The sequence below is a fragment of the Streptomyces sp. iso_384 genome, from assembly GCF_056172905.1.
In genome coordinates this window covers 2308605-2326612 of sequence record NZ_JBWBTT010000001.1, presented here as the reverse complement: position 1 = coordinate 2326612, position 18008 = coordinate 2308605, and the positions used below count along the sequence as shown (strand labels likewise).

At 73.8% G+C, this 18008-nt stretch carries 19 protein-coding genes; 1 reads left to right on the top strand and 18 read right to left on the bottom strand.

Annotation, left to right across the window (positions count from 1 at the left end; genetic code table 11):
* Positions 1-111 precede the first annotated feature (111 nt).
* The 5 genes from AC0VY3_RS10170 to hisI form a co-directional block, all read right to left on the bottom strand.
* On the bottom strand, positions 112-561 hold the full coding sequence (locus tag AC0VY3_RS10170; RefSeq protein WP_103507401.1) for a DUF2752 domain-containing protein: 450 nt from the start codon (positions 559-561) through the stop codon (positions 112-114).
* Positions 562-921: 360 nt separating this feature from the next.
* Positions 922-1173: an HGxxPAAW family protein gene (locus AC0VY3_RS10165; protein ID WP_475549452.1), complete on the bottom strand. Its 252-nt coding sequence runs from the start codon at positions 1171-1173 to the stop codon at positions 922-924.
* 112 nt (positions 1174-1285) lie between these two features.
* Entirely contained in the window at positions 1286-1960 is a 675-nt protein-coding gene (locus tag AC0VY3_RS10160) for a TIGR02234 family membrane protein (protein WP_242740519.1), read from the bottom strand.
* A gap of 14 nt (positions 1961-1974) precedes the next feature.
* Positions 1975-3468, bottom strand: coding sequence for an anthranilate synthase component I (locus AC0VY3_RS10155; RefSeq protein ID WP_475549451.1), 1494 nt, complete (start codon positions 3466-3468; stop codon positions 1975-1977).
* A gap of 11 nt (positions 3469-3479) precedes the next feature.
* Positions 3480-3860 (bottom strand): phosphoribosyl-AMP cyclohydrolase, encoded by a 381-nt coding sequence (hisI, locus tag AC0VY3_RS10150; RefSeq protein WP_103510559.1) that lies wholly within the window; start codon positions 3858-3860, stop codon positions 3480-3482.
* A gap of 84 nt (positions 3861-3944) precedes the next feature.
* Between hisI and AC0VY3_RS10145 the strand changes: the two genes are divergently transcribed.
* Positions 3945-4577 (top strand): TIGR03085 family metal-binding protein, encoded by a 633-nt coding sequence (locus AC0VY3_RS10145; RefSeq protein ID WP_103510560.1) that lies wholly within the window; start codon positions 3945-3947, stop codon positions 4575-4577.
* A gap of 45 nt (positions 4578-4622) precedes the next feature.
* On the opposite strand, the gene AC0VY3_RS10140 is transcribed toward AC0VY3_RS10145, so the two are convergent.
* The 13 genes from AC0VY3_RS10140 to hisD all read right to left on the bottom strand — a co-directional run bounded on the left by AC0VY3_RS10140 (position 4623) and on the right by hisD (position 17926).
* Positions 4623-5879, bottom strand: coding sequence for an MFS transporter (locus AC0VY3_RS10140; RefSeq protein ID WP_475549450.1), 1257 nt, complete (start codon positions 5877-5879; stop codon positions 4623-4625).
* A gap of 46 nt (positions 5880-5925) precedes the next feature.
* Positions 5926-6513 carry an ArsR/SmtB family transcription factor gene (locus AC0VY3_RS10135; protein WP_475549449.1) on the bottom strand — a complete coding sequence of 196 codons (588 nt, stop codon included), beginning with the start codon at positions 6511-6513 and terminating at the stop codon, positions 5926-5928.
* A 66-nt stretch (positions 6514-6579) separates the two neighbouring features.
* A complete protein-coding gene (locus tag AC0VY3_RS10130; RefSeq protein ID WP_475549448.1) occupies positions 6580-7863 on the bottom strand; it encodes a PucR family transcriptional regulator in 1284 nt (427 codons plus the stop codon).
* Positions 7864-8046: 183 nt separating this feature from the next.
* Positions 8047-10860, bottom strand: coding sequence for a helix-turn-helix transcriptional regulator (locus tag AC0VY3_RS10125; protein WP_475551657.1), 2814 nt, complete (start codon positions 10858-10860; stop codon positions 8047-8049).
* A 162-nt stretch (positions 10861-11022) separates the two neighbouring features.
* The gene (gene bdeA / locus AC0VY3_RS10120; RefSeq protein ID WP_103507169.1) at positions 11023-11976 is read right to left on the bottom strand and encodes a bis(hydroxyethyl) terephthalate hydrolase; all 954 of its coding nucleotides are present in this window, start codon (positions 11974-11976) and stop codon (positions 11023-11025) included.
* A 204-nt stretch (positions 11977-12180) separates the two neighbouring features.
* A complete protein-coding gene (gene hisF / locus AC0VY3_RS10115) occupies positions 12181-12936 on the bottom strand; it encodes an imidazole glycerol phosphate synthase subunit HisF (protein ID WP_103507168.1) in 756 nt (251 codons plus the stop codon).
* Positions 12933-13340, bottom strand: coding sequence for a RidA family protein (locus tag AC0VY3_RS10110; RefSeq protein ID WP_103507167.1), 408 nt, complete (start codon positions 13338-13340; stop codon positions 12933-12935). The genes hisF and AC0VY3_RS10110 overlap by 4 nt, the downstream gene beginning before the upstream one ends.
* The gene (priA, locus tag AC0VY3_RS10105; RefSeq protein ID WP_475549447.1) at positions 13337-14062 is read right to left on the bottom strand and encodes a bifunctional 1-(5-phosphoribosyl)-5-((5-phosphoribosylamino)methylideneamino)imidazole-4-carboxamide isomerase/phosphoribosylanthranilate isomerase PriA; all 726 of its coding nucleotides are present in this window, start codon (positions 14060-14062) and stop codon (positions 13337-13339) included. The genes AC0VY3_RS10110 and priA overlap by 4 nt, the downstream gene beginning before the upstream one ends.
* On the bottom strand, positions 14062-14706 hold the full coding sequence (gene hisH / locus AC0VY3_RS10100) for an imidazole glycerol phosphate synthase subunit HisH (protein WP_103507166.1): 645 nt from the start codon (positions 14704-14706) through the stop codon (positions 14062-14064). Before hisH ends, priA begins: the two co-directional genes overlap by 1 nt.
* A gap of 13 nt (positions 14707-14719) precedes the next feature.
* On the bottom strand, positions 14720-14887 hold the full coding sequence (locus tag AC0VY3_RS10095) for a hypothetical protein (protein ID WP_003969742.1): 168 nt from the start codon (positions 14885-14887) through the stop codon (positions 14720-14722).
* Positions 14884-15480 (bottom strand): imidazoleglycerol-phosphate dehydratase HisB, encoded by a 597-nt coding sequence (gene hisB, locus AC0VY3_RS10090; RefSeq protein WP_093686685.1) that lies wholly within the window; start codon positions 15478-15480, stop codon positions 14884-14886. The genes AC0VY3_RS10095 and hisB overlap by 4 nt, the downstream gene beginning before the upstream one ends.
* Positions 15477-16607: a histidinol-phosphate transaminase gene (locus tag AC0VY3_RS10085; protein ID WP_103507165.1), complete on the bottom strand. Its 1131-nt coding sequence runs from the start codon at positions 16605-16607 to the stop codon at positions 15477-15479. The genes hisB and AC0VY3_RS10085 overlap by 4 nt, the downstream gene beginning before the upstream one ends.
* Positions 16604-17926 (bottom strand): histidinol dehydrogenase, encoded by a 1323-nt coding sequence (gene hisD / locus AC0VY3_RS10080; RefSeq protein ID WP_475549446.1) that lies wholly within the window; start codon positions 17924-17926, stop codon positions 16604-16606. Before hisD ends, AC0VY3_RS10085 begins: the two co-directional genes overlap by 4 nt.
* Between the last annotated feature and the right edge of the window lie 82 nt (positions 17927-18008).

Here is an 18008-nt window from a genome sequence, read left to right as displayed (position 1 = left end):
AGCGGCCCCCTTCCGAACGGTGATGAGGGAACAGGATCAGCCATACCGATGGTATCCGCAGTAGGGCCCGGGGCTCGCATCCGGCCACGCCGCGTCCCACTACCTGGGCATTCAGGGGGCCAGTGCCGAGCCGAACGGCAGATTCCGGACCACGGTGAAGATCAGCAGGACGGCGCCCACGCCCCACCACCAGGCGGGGGCCAGACCGATCCGCAGGGCCCGGCCGCGCCAGGCCCTGGTCAGCCAGAGGACCCAGACGGCGGCGAAGAGGAAGTAGCCGACGGTGGCGATCGCGTTGGCTTCGAGCGCCGCGCCGAGGTCGCCGTGGATGAAGGCGTGGGCGCTGCGGAGTCCGCCGCAGCCGGGGCAGAGGACGCCGGTCAGCCTGAGCAGTGGGCAGACGGGATAGTGGCCGGGGTCGTTCGGGTCGACGGTGCCGACGTAGGTGAAGGCGGCTGTGACGGCGGCGAGAATCCCGACGGGCGTGCCGAGCCGCCGCACCCGGCCCGTCCAGCCCGTCCGGCGTTCGAGGACGGAACCGGGGCTGTGGGGTCCGTGCACCTGCGAGGGCCACTCGCCCTCCGGTCGGGCTGGGGTGGCGGGGGCTCCGGCCTCGGGCGCCGGGCGGGCTGAAGTAACGAGGGTTCCGTCCTCAAACGCCGGACGGGCTGGGGTGGCGGGGCGGGCCGTGTCCGAGGTTGGGCAGACTGTCAGGGGCATGTTCCAGGGGCCGACGCCCTGCGGCTCGGCGTCCGGGCGGGCCGGGTCGTGCTCGGCGGAATCATGGTCCGGCGGCGGGGCTGCGGCGGGGGTAGGCGAGGCGTCCACCCGGTGATTGTCCCCCGACGACGCGAAAAGGCGCAGCCCCACCGGGGCTGCGCCTGTCTGCGTGTCGGTCGCCGGGACGGCCCGGCGTCCGGATCAGTGGGAGATCTGCGCCCGCCCGGCGCGCTCCCGGGCCTCGATCAGCTCGGGCGACTCCTTCTGCATACCGAGACCGGCGGCCCGCATGGCGAGGCCCACGAGTCCGCCGGCGAAGATGACGACGATACCGGCCCAGAAGCCGAGCGGGTTGGCCGCGACCATGAAGACGCCTGCGACGCAGAAGCCGATGAAGGAGATGATGACACCGGTCCAGGCGGCCGGGGTGTGTCCGTGGCTCGTGCCCGCCATGAGTTGCTCCTCGTTGGTGTTGCGCCGTGGGTGACGCTGTACGTGTGGCCGCCGCCCGCAGGGCGGCTCGGCTTCATTGTCCCGTACGGGACAGCGAGAGGTGATCGTGGGGTCACGCCTCGCGCGTCGGGTCCTCGCCGCGGTCCAGGGCCTTCCACAGGTCCTCGGGCCGGTCCGGGTCGGGAGCGGTGCGGGACGCCTTGCCGGGGCGGGGCGTGCCGTCGCGCTCGTACTTTCCGGACATGGCGGGCCAGCGGCTGCCGTAGCGCAGGGCGAGGAGCCCGGCCAGCAGGATCAGCAGGCCGCCGACGGCGGTGACGTAGGGCCAGGCGGTGTGGCTGAGGGCGTGGATGGTGGCCGCCGCGTCGCCGGTGGTCCTGGCCGCCTCCTCGTCGAGGGCCGTGCTGTCGGAGGCGCCGGCCCAGGCGCTGAGGACGGCGCCGAGACCGCTCAGGGCCAGGAGCGCGGCGACGATCCGGCGGCCCGCGCCGCGTACCGCGAAGACGGCGACGAGGGCGGCGAGACCCACGATGGCGAGGGCGGCGGGGACGCCCGTGACGTCCCGGCCGTCGGCGGTCAGCGGCAGCGCGCCGCCGCCGGTGGCCGCCCGGCCCTCGGCCCAGGTCTGCCCGGAGGCGAGCAGGACGACGGTCGCGCCGGCCGCGCCGAGGAGCAGACCGGCCGCGAGGGAGCGACGACTCCGTGCGGAGTCGGGCGCGGCGCCGGACGCGGAGTCGGCGGTTCGGCCACGGGGCTGGGGTACGGGGACAGCACTCACGCCTTCCACTATCCCTTACCGGTTCAGCGGTCGTGGAGCCGGTTGGCCGTATGGACGGCGCGGAGCACGGCGGCCGCCTTGTTGCGGCACTCGGTGTCCTCGGCGACCGGGTCGGAGTCGGCGACGACCCCGGCTCCGGCCTGGACGTACGCGGTGCCGTCGCGGAGCAGGGCGGTGCGGATGGCGATGGCGGTGTCGGAGTCCCCGGCGAAGTCGAGGTAGCCGACGCAGCCCCCGTACAGGCCTCGGCGGCTCGGCTCCAGCTCCTCGATGATCTGCATGGCGCGGGGCTTCGGGGCGCCGGAGAGGGTGCCGGCCGGGAAGCAGGCGGTGAGGACGTCGAAGGCGGTGCGGTCGTCGGTGACGCGGCCGGTGACGGTGGAGACGATGTGCATCACGTGGGAGTAGCGCTCGATCGACATGAAGTCGACGACCTCGACGCTGCCCGGTTCGCAGACCCGGCCCAGGTCGTTGCGGCCGAGGTCGACGAGCATCAGGTGCTCGGCGCGCTCCTTGGGGTCGGCGAGGAGTTCGTCGGCGAGGGCCTGGTCCTCCTGCGGGGTGACGCCCCGGTGCCGGGTCCCGGCGATCGGGTGGACCATGGCCCGGCCGTCCTCGACCTTGACGAGAGCCTCGGGGCTGGAGCCGACGACGTCGAACCCGTCGAAGCGGAAGAGATACATGTACGGGGACGGGTTGGTGGCCCGCAGCACCCGGTAGACGTCCAGGGCGCTCGCCGTGCACGGGGTCTCGAAGCGCTGGGAGGGCACGACCTGGAAGGCCTCGCCGGCCCGGATGCGCTCCTTGATGTCCTCGACGGCCGCCTGGTAGGACTCGCCGCCCCACAGCGCGGTGTACGGCGGCAGTTCGGACGGGTGCAGGACGGCGGGGGCGTTCTCGACCGGGCGGCGCAGGTCGCGCTCCATCGCGTCGAGGCGGGCGACGGCGTCCGCGTGGGCCTCGTCGACGCCGGTGTCGAGGTCGTTGTGGTTGATCGCATTGGCGATCAGCAGGACGGTGCCGTTCTGGTGGTCGAGGACGGCGAGGTCCGAGGTGAGGAGCATGGTCAGCTCGGGCAGCTTCAGGTCGTCGCCGCCGTGCTCGCCGATCTTCTCCAGGCGGCGGACGACGTCGTAGCCGAGGTAGCCGACCATGCCGCCGGTGAACGGCGGCAGACCCACGTCGCTCACCAGGTCGCGCGGGGTGTGCAGGGTCTCGACGGTGGCGCGCAGGGCGTCCAGCGGGTCGCCGGTCTCCGGGACGCCGACGGGCGGGGTGCCGAGCCAGTGGGCCTGGCCGTCGCGGGCGGTGAGGGTGGCGTCGCTGCGGACGCCGATGAAGGAGTAGCGCGACCAGGTCCGGCCGTTCTCCGCGGACTCCAGCAGGAAGGTGCCGGTGCGCTCGGCGGCGAGCTTGCGGTACAGGCCGACCGGGGTGTCGCCGTCCGCGAGGAGGCGGCGGCTGACGGGGACGACGCGCCGGTCGACGGCCAGCTTGCGGAAGGTGTCGAGATCCATGGCCGGTGACCTTACTGGGCGGGAGCGAGGAGGACGTCGGCGTCGAAGCAGGTGCGGTCACCCGTGTGGCAGGCGGCGCCGGTCTGGTCGACCTTGACCAGCACGGTGTCGGCGTCGCAGTCCAGGGCGACCGACTTCACGTGCTGGACGTGACCGGAGGTGTCGCCCTTGACCCAGTACTCCTGGCGGCTGCGCGACCAGTAGGTGCAGCGGCCCGTGGTGAGGGTGCGGTGCAGCGCCTCGTCGTCCATCCAGCCGAGCATCAGCACCTCGCCGGTGTCGTACTGCTGGGCGATGGCCGGGACCAGGCCGTCGGCGCCGCGCTTGAGGCGGGCGGCGATGGCCGGGTCGAGGCTGCTGGCGGGCGGCGTGGCGCCGGGCGTGCTGGTCATGGGCCCATTGTGCCGTGGCCGCGAGGGCTTTCCGGGCGGACGTCCACTGGGCGGACCCCGGGTGACGGTCGTACGCTGGCGGGCATGTCGACCCATGCGAAGCGTGAACGTCTCCTGCTCGCCGATCTGTTGGAAGCGGCCGGTCCCGAGGCCCCGACGCTGTGCGACGGCTGGAAGACCCGCGATCTGGCCGCCCATGTGGTGGTCCGCGAACGCCGCGCGGACGCGGCGGGCGGGCTGCTGGTGAGCGCGCTGAAGGCCCGGCTGGAGCGGGTGCAGGCGGAGTTCGCGGCGAAGCCGTACGAGGAACTGATCCAGCTGATCCGCACGGGTCCGCCCCGGTTCTCCCCGATGTCCCTCAAGCAGATCGACGAGGCGGCGAACACCGTCGAGTTCTTCGTCCACACGGAGGACGTGCGCCGGGCCCAGCCCGAGTGGTCGCGCCGTGAGCTGGACCCGGTCTTCGCCGATGTGCTGTGGTCCCGGACCGAGAGGACCGCCCGGCTGCTGGGCCGGCGGTCCCCGGTGGGGCTGGTGCTGCGCCGCCCGGACGGCCAGACGGCGGTGGCCCACAAGGGGACGCCGGTGGTGACGGTGACCGGGGAGCCCGCCGAGCTGCTGCTGTACGCGTTCGGCCGGCAGGACGCGGCGGACGTCGAGGTGGAGGGCGACCAGGCGGCGGTGGAGCGGCTGAAGTCGGCCGAGCTGGGGATGTAGCCCGGGCCCTGCCAGACAGGTCCGCTCAGGTCGGGTCCGGTCGGGTCAGCGGGGCAGTTCGGCGCGGCGCAGCGTGGTGACGGCCAGGCCCATCACGCCGCCGGCCGCGCACACGGCCGCGCTGACCGCGAAGACCGGCCCGGTGCCCCAGAGGGCGACGGCCGCCCCGGTGACGGGGTAGCTCAGCGGGGCGATGGCGTAGGTGAAGAACGTCGATACGGAGGTGACCCGGCCCAGGTACGCCGGGTCGGCGGCGGTCTGGACGAGGGCTCCGCACAGCGCCCCGGCCAGTCCGGCCGTGAGGCCGACGAACGCGGCGATCGCGGCGGCGAGGGCCACCGAGGGGACCTGCGCCAGGGCGGCGATGCCCGTGGCGCCGACGAGGGCCATCAGGCACATGACCGTTCCGGCGCGCGGCAGCCGGCCGCGGACGGCGAGGACGAGGGCGGACCCGGCCGCTCCGCCGGCGAATCCGGCGACGATCCAGCCCATGCCGGCCGCGCCCCAGCCGCGCTGCTCGGAGAGCAGGATGAGGCCGAGGTTGAGCGGCCCGACGAAGCCGAGCTCGCTGAGGGCGATGACGAGCATGAGCGGGCCGAGCAGGGGGTGGCGGCGGATGTACCGGAGGCCGTCGACGAGGTCGTGCCAGGCGTTGGGGCTCTTCTCGGCGGCCGGCGCCTCACCGGAGGTCTCCGGCTCGGGCAGCGGTCTGATCCGCAGCCGCAGGAGCAGCGGCAGGGACAGGGCGAAGAGCGCTCCGGCGGCGGCGAAGGCGAGCGCGGGTCCGCCGACGGCCACGGCGACCCCGCCCATCGGCGCGCCGATGATCGAGGAGCCGCGCGCGGCCAGTGCGCGCAGGCCCTGGATCCGGGCGAGCTGGCCCGGGCCGCTGATCCGGGGCGGCAGCGCTCCGACGGCGGGCAGGAACAGGGCGTCGACCGCGCCGAAGAGCAGGGCGACGGCCACCAGGACGCCCACGGTGGGCGCGGTGAGGACCAGGACGGCGGCGAGCGAGAGCACCAGGAGCGCGCGGGCGGCGTCGCTGCCGATGACCACGCGGCGGGGCCCGAGCCGGTCGGCGAGCACTCCCCCGCCGAGCATCAGGAGGGCCCGGGGCAGGGAGCCGGCGGCGAGCACCAGTCCGGTGCCGGAGGCGCTGCCGGTGCGGGCGGCGGCCCAGGCGAGGGCCATGAAGTAGACGCTGTCGCCGATCATCGACGCGCTGTACGCGCCGAGCCAGCGCAGGACGTTCGGGTCGCGGTGCGCGGGCCGTTCGGGGCATTCCACGGTGGCGGCGGTCATGGGTTCGTCCCTGAGAGAGTGAGGCGGTCCGGAGGGATCGGCGGGTTCACGGGCGGAAGGGGAACCCGTAGGTGTGCAGGGCGACGCTCTCCCTGCCTTCCGTGTCGCCCGCTTCGTCGCGGGCGCGGCCGGTTTCCTCGTAGCGGTCGATCAGCGCGCCCATCTCCCGGCTGAGCGAGGCCAGTTCCTCGGCGGTGAGCCGGAGGAGGTTCTCCGAGCTCCAGGAGGCGCTGCGCCATTCCGTGTCCCAGGTGTGCCGGGAGTCCTGGTGGGCCCGGTAGAGCTCGACGTGCTGGTCGAAGGACATCCGGTTGGCGGCGGCGTAGACGGCCGCCTTGTCCGGCGCGTCGTCGAAGTCCTCGTCGCTGAAGGTCAGTCCACGGGAGGACGGCTGCCACCAGCGTTCCCGGCCGTCGGTGCCCTGTCCTTCGGCGGGTTCGATCAGTCCGCTGTCGGCGAGCTTGCGCAGGTGGTAGCTGACGAGGGAGACCGCCTCGTCGACCAGTCCGGCGAGCTGGGAGGCGGTGGCGGTGCGTTTGATGTGCAGGGCGCGGTAGAGCTTCAGGCGCAGGGGGTGGCCGATCGCCTTGAGGGTGTCGAGGTCGGAGATACGGCGTCGCTCTTCACTGGGCATGACGCGACCGTAGATGCACAGGAAAAGTTGCGCAAGAAGAATTGCGCAATATTTGTTGCGGAGTTTTCAGGTGTTGCCGAGCAGCCGTCGGGCGGCCAGCGCGAGCGAGACCTCCACCGCGTCCCGGGGCCGGGTCAGACAGCGGCCGGTGAGCTGTTCGAAGCGGCGGAGGCGGTTGAGGACGGTGTTGCGGTGGCAGTAGAGCCTCGCGCCCGCCCGCTGCGCGGAGCCGTCCGCGTCCAGCCAGGCGGTGAGGGTTTCCACGATGACGTCGCGGTCGCCGGGGTCCAGCCGGTCCAGCGGGCCCAGCACCCGGTCGGCGAGCGCTCCGGCGAGGGCCGGGGAGGAGACGACCAGGGCGTCCGGAAGGTGCTCGTCGAGCAGGACGGTGCCGCCGGACGCCGGGCAGGCGCGCAGCGCGGTCTCCGCCAGCCGGCGGGCGTCGCCGAGCGCGGCCAGGCCCTCGACGGCGGAGCCGATCCCGGCTCGGGCGCCGGCCGGTACGTCCAGCGCGGCGGCCAGCTCGCTCAGCTCGCCGGGCGGGCCGGCCAGCGGCAGGATCGCGAACTCGGCGTCCTGGCCCGGATGCCAGAGCACCACCGCCTCCGGGGCGGCGGGCAGCGTCAGCGCTGGACGGGCGGCGGAACCGGGCCCGCGCGGGTCGGCGGCCACCGCGAGCACGGCGTACCGGCCCTGCTCCGGCAGCCCCAGCATCGCGGCCGCCTCGGCGAGGTCCGCGATCCGGGCGGTGCCGTCCAGCAGGGCGGCGACCATGAGCCGCTGCCGGTTCTCGCGCCGCCAGGTCAGCCGCCGCTCGGCCTGCCGGTAGGCGTCCGCGACGATCCCGCAGTGCTCGTCGACGAAGTTCCACACATCGGCGGCGACATGGACGAGCAGCCGTACGTCGTCGGGGTCGCGCCGGGCGGTCTCGTCCACGAGGTCCTGCCAGACCATCGCGCCGCCCATCCGGAAGGCGTGCAGGACGGCGTCGAGCGGTACGCCCTGCTCGGCGCGGATCTCGCCGATCCAGCGGGAGGTGCGGTGGGCGGACTCGCGGAACTCCCGGGGCTGGATCAGCGAGCCCACGTTGTGCCGCAGCGAGTGGTGGACCTCCTGCCAGACCTCGGCCCGGTCGGACTCGATCGCCGCCCGGTAGCCGGGCTCCTGGGCGTACAGGGCCTCGACGAGCCGGTCGGTGAGGGCAGGCAGCGAGGCGACGAGGACCCGGGCGGCCCGGTGCAGCACCTCCACGGCCTCGCGGTCGGCCAGCGACCGGAAGCGGTGCGGCAACGGTGTTGCCGGGGGCGGGCCGGTCAGGGCCCCGATCCGCGGACGTACGACCTGTGGCATGGCGGCCTCCACCGGGATACGGCCGGCCGCGCGCGCGGCGGGCCCGGCGCACCGGCCCGGGCGGGGCGCGAGCGCGGCGACACGATCCTGACGCCCGCAGAATGACATACCGCCCAGTCGGTACCTAGGGGTCTGCGCGGAACTCGTCATCACGGTCTCGCAACCTCCCGGCCGCGCGAGGCTTCAGGGGCTCAGCAGCCGGGCCAGTTCGGTGCGGGAGCGGATGCCGAGGGCGGCGAAGACGTTACGGAGGTGGTGGTCGACCGTGCGCGGGCTGAGCGACAGCCGTAGCGCCACTTCGCGGTTGGTGGCGCCCTCGGCCACGCAGCGGGCGATGCGCTGCTGCTGGGGTGTGAGCGCCGCCAGCGGTTCGCCCGCCGCGCCCCGCCGCTCGGCGACCGGCTCCCCCGCCGCCCGCAGCTCCCCGGCCGCCCTTTCCGCCCAGGCGCGGGCCGAGCAGCACTGGAAGGCGACCAGGGCGTCGCGCAGCGGGCCGCGGGCCTCGCGCGTACGCCGCCGGCGGCGCAGCCACTGCCCGTACAACAGATGGGTACGGGCCCGTTCGAAGTCGCCGCCGGCCCGGCCGTGGTGGTCCAGGGCCTCGGCGTAACGGGCGTCGGCCGCGTCGGCGGGGGCCAGCAGGGCCCGGCAGCGGGCCAGTTGGGCGGGCGCGCCCGGGTCGGCGGTCCGGGCGGCCCAGGACGCGAACTCGTCCACGGCGGCGTGGAGTTCCCCGGACTCCTCGGACAGCCGTCCGGCCAGCACGGCGGCCTCGACCCAGCAGGGCACGGCGAGCGTCCGGGCCGCGAAGTGGCCCCGGCCCGGGCCGGTCCCGACCAGCGGGGCCAGTCGGGCGGCCGCCTCGCCGGGCCGCCCGGAGGCCAGGTCCGCGCGGGCCCGGGCCCAGGTGGCGAGGGTGCCGGCCTGGGCCAGCCCGTGCGACCCCGCCCCGGCCAGCGCGGCCTCGGCATGCGCGGCGCACGCCTCGGCGGGCCCTTCCACGGAGGCGGCGAGGGCGAGCACGGCGTGCAGATGGGCGGAGCTGTTGGGCTGCCCCGTACGGCGGGCGGCGTGCAGCCCCTCCAGCGCATGGGCCCGCGCACCGGCGTGCCGCCCGGCCCGCAGTTCGGCGTAGGCAAGGTGTTCGAGCGCCTGCGGCAGCAGCGCGTCGGGCCCTCTGGTCCGTACGGCGGCGAGCGCACGGGCCCCCGCGCGGCAGGCGGCGGCGACGTCCCCGAGGACCAGCGCCGCGACCCCGGCCCGCAGCAGCGCGGCCGGGGCGCCGGGGTCACCGGCGGGTTCGAGGCAGCGGCGGAGCAGGGCGTGGCCCTTTGCCGTACGCCCTTCGAGCACGGCGCACATGCCGGCCCGGTAGTGCTCCAGGTCCGGGTCCACCGGGATGCGGGCGAGGCGGTTCATGGCGTCGAGGTAGCCGAGGGCGTCCCCCGCCGCCCAGGCGGCCTCGGCCGCGCCGAGGAGGGCGTCGAGGGCGCGGCGGGGATCGTGCGGTGCGAGCAGCCCGGCCGAGGCGAGCAACGCTTCGTGGGCGTCGGCCGCGGGCCCGGAGCGCAGGGCGAGCATGCCGTGCACGTAGGGCGCGAGGCCCTGCCCGGGATCGCCGCCCGGCCCCGCCGCGCCGACCGTACGCGGCCCGGCCCTGGCCAGCAGGGCGCGCGCCAGGCACGGGTCGCCGGCCAGCCCCGCCTGCTCGGCCGCCCCGGCGAACCGGGCCGCCCGCAGCGCCGGTTCGGTGGAGAGCAGGGCGGCACGGGCGAGGGCGGCGGAACGCTCGGCGTGCGGGAAGGGGGCGATGGCGGCCGCCTCGATCCGGGCGGCCAGCGCGGCGTCCGGCCCGGGCGCGGCACAGGCCCGCTGGACCAGGGCGGCCAGCGGGACGGGCGGGGCGGGGTTGGCGCCCGGAGGGGGCGCGGGGGCGGCCTCCGTCAGCAGGGTGGCCAGCAGTTCGTGGGCCGCGCGGCGGTGGGACCAGGGGGTGCGGTGGAGTACGGCGCGGGCGACCAGGTGGTGGGTGAAGTGGACACGGCTGCCCGCCCGTTGAAGGATGCCGCCGGTGACACTCGTACCGAACAGGGCCCGGTCCAGGAAGGTGCGGGGCAGTCCGCTGCGGGTGCCCGCGCGCAGCAGGAGCAGGGCGTCCGCACTCGTGCCGTCCGGCTCGTGCTCCTGGGCCGCGGCGGCGAGCAGGAGCAGGGCGCGGGTCCGGTCCGGGAGGCCGTCGAGACGTTCGGCGTGTGCGGCCAGCACCGCTTCACCGCCGGGCAGGGGGAAGGGCAGCGGGGTACGGCCGGCGAGCTGGTCGGGGGTGAGGCGGCCGGTGAGTCCGGTGAGCAGGCGGGGGTTTCCGGCCGCCTCGCGGAGGAGTTCGGCGCGCACGACCGGGTCCAGCCCCTCCGTGCCGGAGGTCAGCCGGTCCAGGAGCGCCCCGGCGGCGCCTTCGTCCAGGGGGGCCGGCTGAAGCACGGGCAGTCCGGCGAAGGGGGTGCTGTCCGCGGCCGTGAGCAGAACGACGATCCGGCTGCCCGGGCCCAGCCGGCGGGCCGCGAGAGCGAGGGCGGCACAGGACGCCGGATCCCAGGCGTGCGCGTCGTCCACACAGACCAACAGAGGCCGCCCGGCGCCGAGTTCACGCAGTCGGTCGAGCAGCGCGTCGGGACTGACGCCCGGGGGCGGGGCGGCGGACGGCGGGCCGGTGTCGGCGAGCGGGCCGAACGGGGCGGCGCCGGCCGCCCCCGACCCGAGCAGCGCGCCCAACCCACCCCCGGGCACCGAGCGCTTCGCCCCGGTGGCCGCGGCGTACAGCACCGGCCCCCGGTCGCGGTGCGCCTCCGCGGCCTCGCGCAGCAGTGCCGTACGGCCGAGGCCGGGTGGTGCGGCCAGGACGAGCGCACCTCCGTCCCCTCGCCGCAACTGCTCCAACAGGCTTGCCAACATTGCGAGTTCAGCATCACGGCCGTACAGCCGGAGCGGACTGCGCACGGTCGTCGATGGGGTCACACCGGCACCGTACGTTCGCCTCGGCAAGGGAGGAAGCGCCGTGTCCGGGTCCCGCGCGGTAACGGCCCGGTGCGGTGCGGGCTCCCAGCCGGAGGCCTGCCGCGCTGTGCCGGAGCACAGCGCGGCAGGCCCGGAGCGCCGTGTCTACGCGGTGTGCGGGCAGTTGCCCCGGTACTCCGCGATGGTCAGGCTCGGCTGCGGGAGCGGGCAGAGGAACTGCTCGTAGCGGGTGTCGTCGTCGATGAATCGCTTCAGCCAGGAAATGCTGTACTTCGCGATCGTCGTGTTGGAGGTGTTCGGCGTGAAGTGCGAGGCTCCGCGCAGCTCCAGGTAGGCCTTGTCCAGAGAGCCGGGCAACGACGCGTAGAAGGGCTTGGAGTGCGTGGCGACCGGGGCGATCGAGTCACCGTCCGCCCCCACCACCAGGGTGGGCGTGCGCAGTTCGGGCCAGGTCTTGTCGGTGTTCCAGCCGGTCAGCGGGATCGCCGCCTTCAACGACGTACGGCTCTTCGCCGCTTCCAGTGAGCCGCCGCCACCCATCGAGTGGCCCATCACGCCGAGCCGGGAGGCGTCGACCCGGGTCCGTACCGAGCTGCGCTGGGTCAGGTGGTCCAGTGCGGCGAGGAGTTGGCGGCCCCGGCTGTCCGGCTGGTCGAGTGTGGTGTTCGTGTCGATCGTGAAGACCACGAAGCCCTGGGAGGCCAGGCGCGGTCCGAGCCAGGCGATGGAGGACTCGTAGGCGGTGAAGCCGGGCGAGATGACCACCGCGCCGAAGGTGCCGTCGGCGGTGGAGGTCGGGTAGTAGATGGTGCCGCCGCCGAATCCGCTCGCGACGAGCGAGGAGACGGAGGTCTGGGAGACGGCGTACGAGCCGCGGCTCGCCTCGATGGAGGCGTTGGTGGGGGCCGGGCCGCGCTCGTAGGGGTTGGCGGCGACGGCCTGAGCGCCGGGCGCCAGGCCGGTCAGCAGGAGGCCGGCGGTGGCCGCGGCGGCGGTCACCAGACCCGTCGCCGTACGGGAACGGCCCAGGAACGTACCGGTGCGGCTCGGGCGGGAAGGGCGCGGGGGGATGGTGCCGGAGGGGAGGTGCTGCTGCACGGGGGGATCCTCTCGGTGGTGGCGGGGGGAACCACACCACGCGAGGCCCATGAGCCCGTCGTCCAAGGGCTGTCGGGGTGCACCGCGTGGCCGCCGGCGTCGTTCGCCGGCGTTCGCCACTCTCACGGTGCGGCCCGTGGACACGCATCGGCGGTATCACCGGTCTCGGCGGACCGGTGATACCGCCTCGTACTGCGTACGGGATCAGCGGACCGGGTGGCCCGCTTCCCGCAGGGCGCCCTTGACCTCGGAGATCCGCAGGTCGCCGAAGTGGAAGACGGACGCGGCGAGCACCGCGTCGGCCCCCGCCTCGATCGCCGGGGCGAAGTCGGCGAGCCGGCCCGCGCCGCCGGAGGCGATGACGGGGACGGTGACGTGCTTCCGTACCGCCTCGATCATCTCGGTGTCGTAGCCGTCCTTGGTGCCGTCGGCGTCCATCGAGTTCAGCAGGATCTCGCCCGCGCCCAGCTCGGCGGCCCGGTGCGCCCACTCGACGGCGTCGATGCCGGTGCCCTTGCGGCCGCCGTGCGTGGTGACCTCGAAGGTGCCCTCCGGGGTGCGGCGGGCGTCGACGGAGAGCACCAGGACCTGGCGGCCGAAGCGTTCGGCGATCTCACGGATGAGCTCGGGGCGGGCGATGGCGGCGGTGTTGACGCCCACCTTGTCCGCCCCGGCGCGCAGCAGCTTGTCGACGTCGTCCGGGGCACGGACGCCGCCGCCGACGGTGAGCGGGATGAAGACCTGCTCGGCGGTGCGGCGGACCACGTCGTACGTCGTCTCGCGGTCGCCGCTGGAGGCGGTGATGTCGAGGAAGGTCAGCTCGTCGGCACCCTCGGCGTCGTACAGCTTGGCCATCTCGACGGGGTCGCCCGCGTCGCGCAGGTTCTGGAAGTTGACGCCCTTGACGACCCGGCCGTTGTCGACGTCCAGGCAGGGGATGACCCGTACGGCGAGGGTCACCGCGCACCTCCTCGGTAGGCCTCGACCTCGACCTCGACGACCAGGCTCGGGTCCACGAAACCGGACACGATGATCATGGAGGCGGCGGGGCGTACGGCGTCGAACAGCTCCTTGTGGGCGCGGCCGACCTCGTCCACGTCCCGGGCGTGCGTGATGTACATCCGGGTGCGGACGACGTCCTCGCGGCCCAGGCCCACCTGCTCCAGCGCCGCGAAGGCGACGTCGAAGGAGGTGACGGTCTGCTCGTACGGGGAGCCCGCGGAGATCTGGCCGTTGACGACGGAGGTGCAGCCGGCGACCAGGACGAGCCCGTTGGGGAGTTCGACGGCGCGCGAGTAGCCGAACTTCTCCTCCCAGGGGGCGCCGGTGGAGATCCGGCGCACGGCGGAAGCGGCGTCCGTCATACGGCGACCGCCTTGAGGGCCTCTTCCAGCGTGAACGCCTTCGCGTACAGCGCCTTGCCGACGATCGCGCCCTCGACGCCTTCGGGGACGAGGAGGGAGATCGCGCGGAGGTCGTCCAGGGACGAGACCCCGCCGGAGGCGACGACCGGGCGGTCGGTGGCGGCGCAGACGTCGCGCAGGAGGCCCAGGTTGGGGCCTTCCAGGGTGCCGTCCTTGGCGATGTCGGTGACGACGTAGCGGGCGCAGCCCTCGGAGTCGAGGCGGGCCAGCGTCTCGTAGAGGTCTCCGCCGTCGCGGGTCCAGCCGCGGCCGCGCAGGGTGGTGCCGCGGACGTCGAGGCCGACGGCGATCTTGTCGCCGTGCTCGGCGATGACCTTGGCGACCCACTCCGGGGTCTCCAGGGCGGCGGTGCCGAGGTTGACGCGGCGGCAGCCGGTGGCGAGTGCGGCCTCCAGCGAGGCGTCGTCACGGATGCCGCCGGACAGCTCGACCTTGATGTCCATGGCCCCGGTCACCTCGGCGATCAGGGCGCGGTTGTCGCCCGTGCCGAAGGCGGCGTCCAGGTCGACGAGGTGCAGCCACTCGGCGCCGGCGGACTGCCAGGCGAGGGCGGCCTCCAGCGGGGAGCCGTAGGAGGTCTCGGAGCCGGACTCGCCGTGCACGAGGCGGACGGCCTGGCCGTCGCGGACGTCGACGGCGGGGAGCAGTTCAAGCTTCGGCATTACAGCGTCTCGATCCAGTTGGTCAGCAGCTGGGCGCCGGCATCGCCGGACTTCTCGGGGTGGAACTGGGTGGCCCACAGCGCGCCGTTCTCCACGGCGGCCACGAACCGTTCGCCGTGCGTGGCCCAGGTGACCTTGGGGGCACGGATCTTGGCGTTGGTGACTTCGAGGGACCAGCCGTGCGCCGCGTAGGAGTGCACGAAGTAGTACCGGGCCTCGGGGTCCAGGCCCGCGAAGAGCCGGGAGCCCTCGGGGGCCTCGACGGTGTTCCAGCCCATGTGCGGGACGACGTCGGCCTTCAGGGGGCCGACCGTACCGGGCCATTCGTCCAGGCCCTCGGTCTCCACGCCGTGCTCGATGCCGCGCTCGAAAAGGATCTGCATCCCGACGCAGATACCCATCACGGGGCGTCCGCCGGAGAGCCTGCGGCCGACGATCCAGTCGCCGCGGGCCCGCTTCAGACCGTCCATGCAGGCGGAGAACGCGCCGACGCCGGGGACGAGGAGCCCGTCGGCGTTCATCGCGCGGTCGTAGTCGCGGGTGATCTCGACGTCCGCGCCGACGCGGGCGAGGGCGCGCTCGGCGGAACGGACGTTGCCGAAGCCGTAGTCGAAGACGACGACCTTCTTCTGGTTCTCACTCATGACGTACCTGTCCTCAGTCCCACAGTCCCTGGATCCGCAGGATGCCCGCCACCAGGCACATCACGGAGCCGATCGACAGAAGCACGATGACGCCCTTGGGCATCCCCTGCTTGGCGAAGGAGTAGACGCCGCCGGCCAGGAAGAGGCCGACGACGATCAGGATGGTGTTGAGGCCGGTCACAGGGCGCCCTTCGTGGAGGGCAGGATGCCGGCGGCGCGCGGGTCGTGCTCACAGGCGTACCGCAGGGCGCGGGCGAGGGCCTTGAACTGGCACTCGACGATGTGGTGGGCGTTGCGCCCGTACGGCACGTGGACGTGCAGGGCGATCTGCGCCTGGGCGACGAAGGACTCCAGGATGTGCCGGGTCATCGTCGTGTCGTACTCGCCGATCATCGGCGCCATCTTCTCGGGCTCGGTGTGCACGAGGTAGGGGCGGCCGGAGAGGTCGACGGTGACCTGGGCGAGCGACTCGTCCAGCGGGACGGTGCAGTTGCCGAAGCGGTAGATGCCGACCTTGTCGCCGAGGGCCTGCTTGAAGGCGGCGCCGAGGGCGAGGGCGGTGTCCTCGATGGTGTGGTGGCTGTCGATGTGCAGGTCGCCCTCGGTCTTGACCGTGAGGTCGAAGAGGCCGTGGCGGCCGAGCTGGTCGAGCATGTGGTCGTAGAAGCCGACCCCGGTGGCGACATCGACCTTTCCGGTGCCGTCGAGGTTGATCTCGACGAGCACGGACGTTTCCTTCGTGGTGCGTTCCACGCGGCCTACGCGGGGGCTCATGCGTCGTGCTCCTTCTTGAGTTCGCGTACCGCATCGAGGAACGCGTCGTTCTCTGCCGGGGTGCCCGCGGTGACCCGCAGCCATCCCGGTACGCCGTTGTCCCGGACCAGGACGCCCCGGTCGAGGATGCTCTGCCAGACGGCGTGGCTGTCGTCGAAGCGGCCGAACTGGACGAAGTTGGCGTCCGAGTCGGTGACCTCGTAGCCGATGGCGCGCAGCTCGGCCACCAGCCGGTCGCGTTCGCTCTTGAGCTGGGCGACGTACCCCAGCAGCGTATCGGTGTGCTCCAGGGCGGCGAGCGCGGTGGCCTGGGTGACGGAGGAGAGGTGGTACGGCAGCCTCACCAGCTGGACCGCGTCGACCACGGCCGGGTCGGCGGCGAGGTAGCCGAGGCGGAGCCCGGCCGCGCCGAACGCCTTGGACATGGTCCGGGAGACGATCAGGTTGCGGCGGCCCTCGATCAGCGGGAGCAGCGATGCGTGGTGGCTGAACTCGCCGTACGCCTCGTCGACGACGACGATCGAGGGCCCGGCGGCCTGGGCGGCGTCGTAGAGGGCGAGGACGGTCTCCGCGTCGACGGCGGTGCCGGTGGGGTTGTTGGGCGAGGTGATGAAGACGACCTCGGGGCGGTGCTCGGCGATGGCGGCGCGGGCGGCGTCCACGTCGATGGTGAAGTCCTCGTTGCGCGGCCCGGAGATCCAGCCGGTGCCGGTGCCCCGGGAGATCAGGGCGTGCATGGAGTACGAGGGTTCGAAGCCGATCGCGGTGCGGCCGGGCCCGCCGAAGGTCTGCAGCAGCTGCTGGAGGACCTCGTTGGAGCCGTTGGCGGCCCAGACGTTGGCGGCCGTCACCGCGTGTCCGGCGGTCCGGGTGAGGTAGCGGGCCAGCTCGGTGCGGAGCTCGACGGCGTCCCGGTCGGGGTAGCGGTTGAGGCCGCGGGCGGCCTCGCGGACCCGCTCGGCGATCCGCTCGACCAGGGCTTCGGGCAGGGGATACGGATTCTCGTTGGTGTTGAGGCGTACGGGGACGTCGAGCTGGGGTGCTCCGTACGGGGACTGACCGCGCAGTTCGTCGCGGATGGGGAGCTCGTCCCAGGGGTTGCGGGGGGTGGTGCTGCCGTTCGTCACTGCTGCGGAACCTTCCAGCCGAACCTTGCCTTGAGCGCTGCGCCGTGGGCGGGGAGGTCCTCCGCCTCGGCGAGGGTCACCACATGGTGGGTGACCTCGGCGAGCGCGTCGCGGCTGTAGTCGACGATGTGGATGCCGCGCAGGAAGGACTGCACGGAGAGGCCCGAGGAGTGGCAGGCGCAGCCGCCGGTGGGCAGGACGTGGTTGGAGCCGGCGCAGTAGTCGCCGAGCGAGACGGGCGACCAGGGGCCGACGAAGATCGCTCCGGCGTTGCGGACCCGGTCGGCGACGGCGGCGGCGTCGGCGGTCTGGATCTCCAGGTGCTCGGCGCCGTACGCGTCGACGACCTTGAGGCCGTCCTCGATCGAGGAGACCAGGACGATCGCGGACTGGCGGCCGGCGAGCGCGGGCTCGATGCGGTCCTCGATGTGCTTGGTCGCGGCGACCTGCGGAGCCAGCTCGGCCTCGGTGGCGGCGGCCAGCTCCGCGGAGTCGGTGACCAGGACGGCGGCGGCCATCGGGTCGTGCTCGGCCTGGCTGATCAGGTCGGCGGCCACGTGCACCGGGTCGGCGGTGGCGTCGGCCAGGATCGCGATCTCGGTGGGCCCGGCCTCGGCGTCGATGCCGATGCGGCCCTTGAGGAGGCGCTTGGCGGCGGCGACGTAGATGTTGCCGGGCCCGGTGACCAGGTTGACCGGGGAGCAGTCCTCGGTGCCGTACGCGAACATCGCGATGGCCTGGGCGCCACCGGCGGCGTACACCTCGTCGACGCCGAGCAGGGCGCAGGCGGCGAGGATCGTGGGGTGCGGCAGTCCGCCGAAGTCCTTCTGCGGCGGGGAGGCGACGGCGACGCCCTCGACGCCCGCCTCCTGGGCCGGGACGACGTTCATCACGACGGAGGAGGGGTAGACCGAGCGGCCGCCGGGGACGTAGAGCCCGACGCGCTCGACGGGCACCCACTTCTCGGTGACGGTGCCGCCGGGGACGACCTGGGTGGTGTGCGTGGTGCGGCGCTGCTCGCGGTGGACGAGGCGGGCGCGGCGGATCGACTCCTCCAGCGCGGCGCGGACGGCGGGGTCCAGTTCCCGAAGAGCCTTCGTCAGGGCCTCGGCGGGCACCCGGACCGACTCGATCCGGACACCGTCGAGTTTCTCCCCCCACTCGATCACTGCCGCGGAGCCACGATGGCATACGTCCTCGCAGATGGGCCGCACCGTCTCCAGGGCGGCTTCCACGTCGAACTCGGCACGGGGCAGCAGGTCGCGCAGGGCTCCACCCTCGGGGAGGGCGTCACCGCGCAGATCGATTCGAGAGATCACACGGCAATTCTCTCAGACCGTCCGGAGCGTCCGGTCGCCCGTATCACTGGCTGATACCGGTCGCTCGTACCACTGGCCGATA

Bases quoted from the DNA above. Each gene is read 5' to 3' on its own strand.
- hisH (WP_103507166.1), bottom strand. From the start codon at position 14,706: ATGAGTGAGAACCAGAAGAAGGTCGTCGTCTTCGACTACGGCTTCGGC.
- AC0VY3_RS10130 (WP_475549448.1), bottom strand. From the start codon at position 7,863: ATGCCACAGGTCGTACGTCCGCGGATCGGGGCCCTGACCGGCCCGCCC.
- AC0VY3_RS10155 (WP_475549451.1), bottom strand. From the start codon at position 3,468: ATGGATCTCGACACCTTCCGCAAGCTGGCCGTCGACCGGCGCGTCGTC.
- AC0VY3_RS10140 (WP_475549450.1), bottom strand. From the start codon at position 5,879: ATGACCGCCGCCACCGTGGAATGCCCCGAACGGCCCGCGCACCGCGAC.
- AC0VY3_RS10110 (WP_103507167.1), bottom strand. From the start codon at position 13,340: ATGACGGACGCCGCTTCCGCCGTGCGCCGGATCTCCACCGGCGCCCCC.
- priA (WP_475549447.1), bottom strand. From the start codon at position 14,062: ATGCCGAAGCTTGAACTGCTCCCCGCCGTCGACGTCCGCGACGGCCAG.
- hisI (WP_103510559.1), bottom strand. From the start codon at position 3,860: ATGACCAGCACGCCCGGCGCCACGCCGCCCGCCAGCAGCCTCGACCCG.
- AC0VY3_RS10145 (WP_103510560.1), top strand. From the start codon at position 3,945: ATGTCGACCCATGCGAAGCGTGAACGTCTCCTGCTCGCCGATCTGTTG.
- hisB (WP_093686685.1), bottom strand. From the start codon at position 15,480: ATGAGCCCCCGCGTAGGCCGCGTGGAACGCACCACGAAGGAAACGTCC.
- AC0VY3_RS10135 (WP_475549449.1), bottom strand. From the start codon at position 6,513: ATGCCCAGTGAAGAGCGACGCCGTATCTCCGACCTCGACACCCTCAAG.
- AC0VY3_RS10165 (WP_475549452.1), bottom strand. From the start codon at position 1,173: ATGGCGGGCACGAGCCACGGACACACCCCGGCCGCCTGGACCGGTGTC.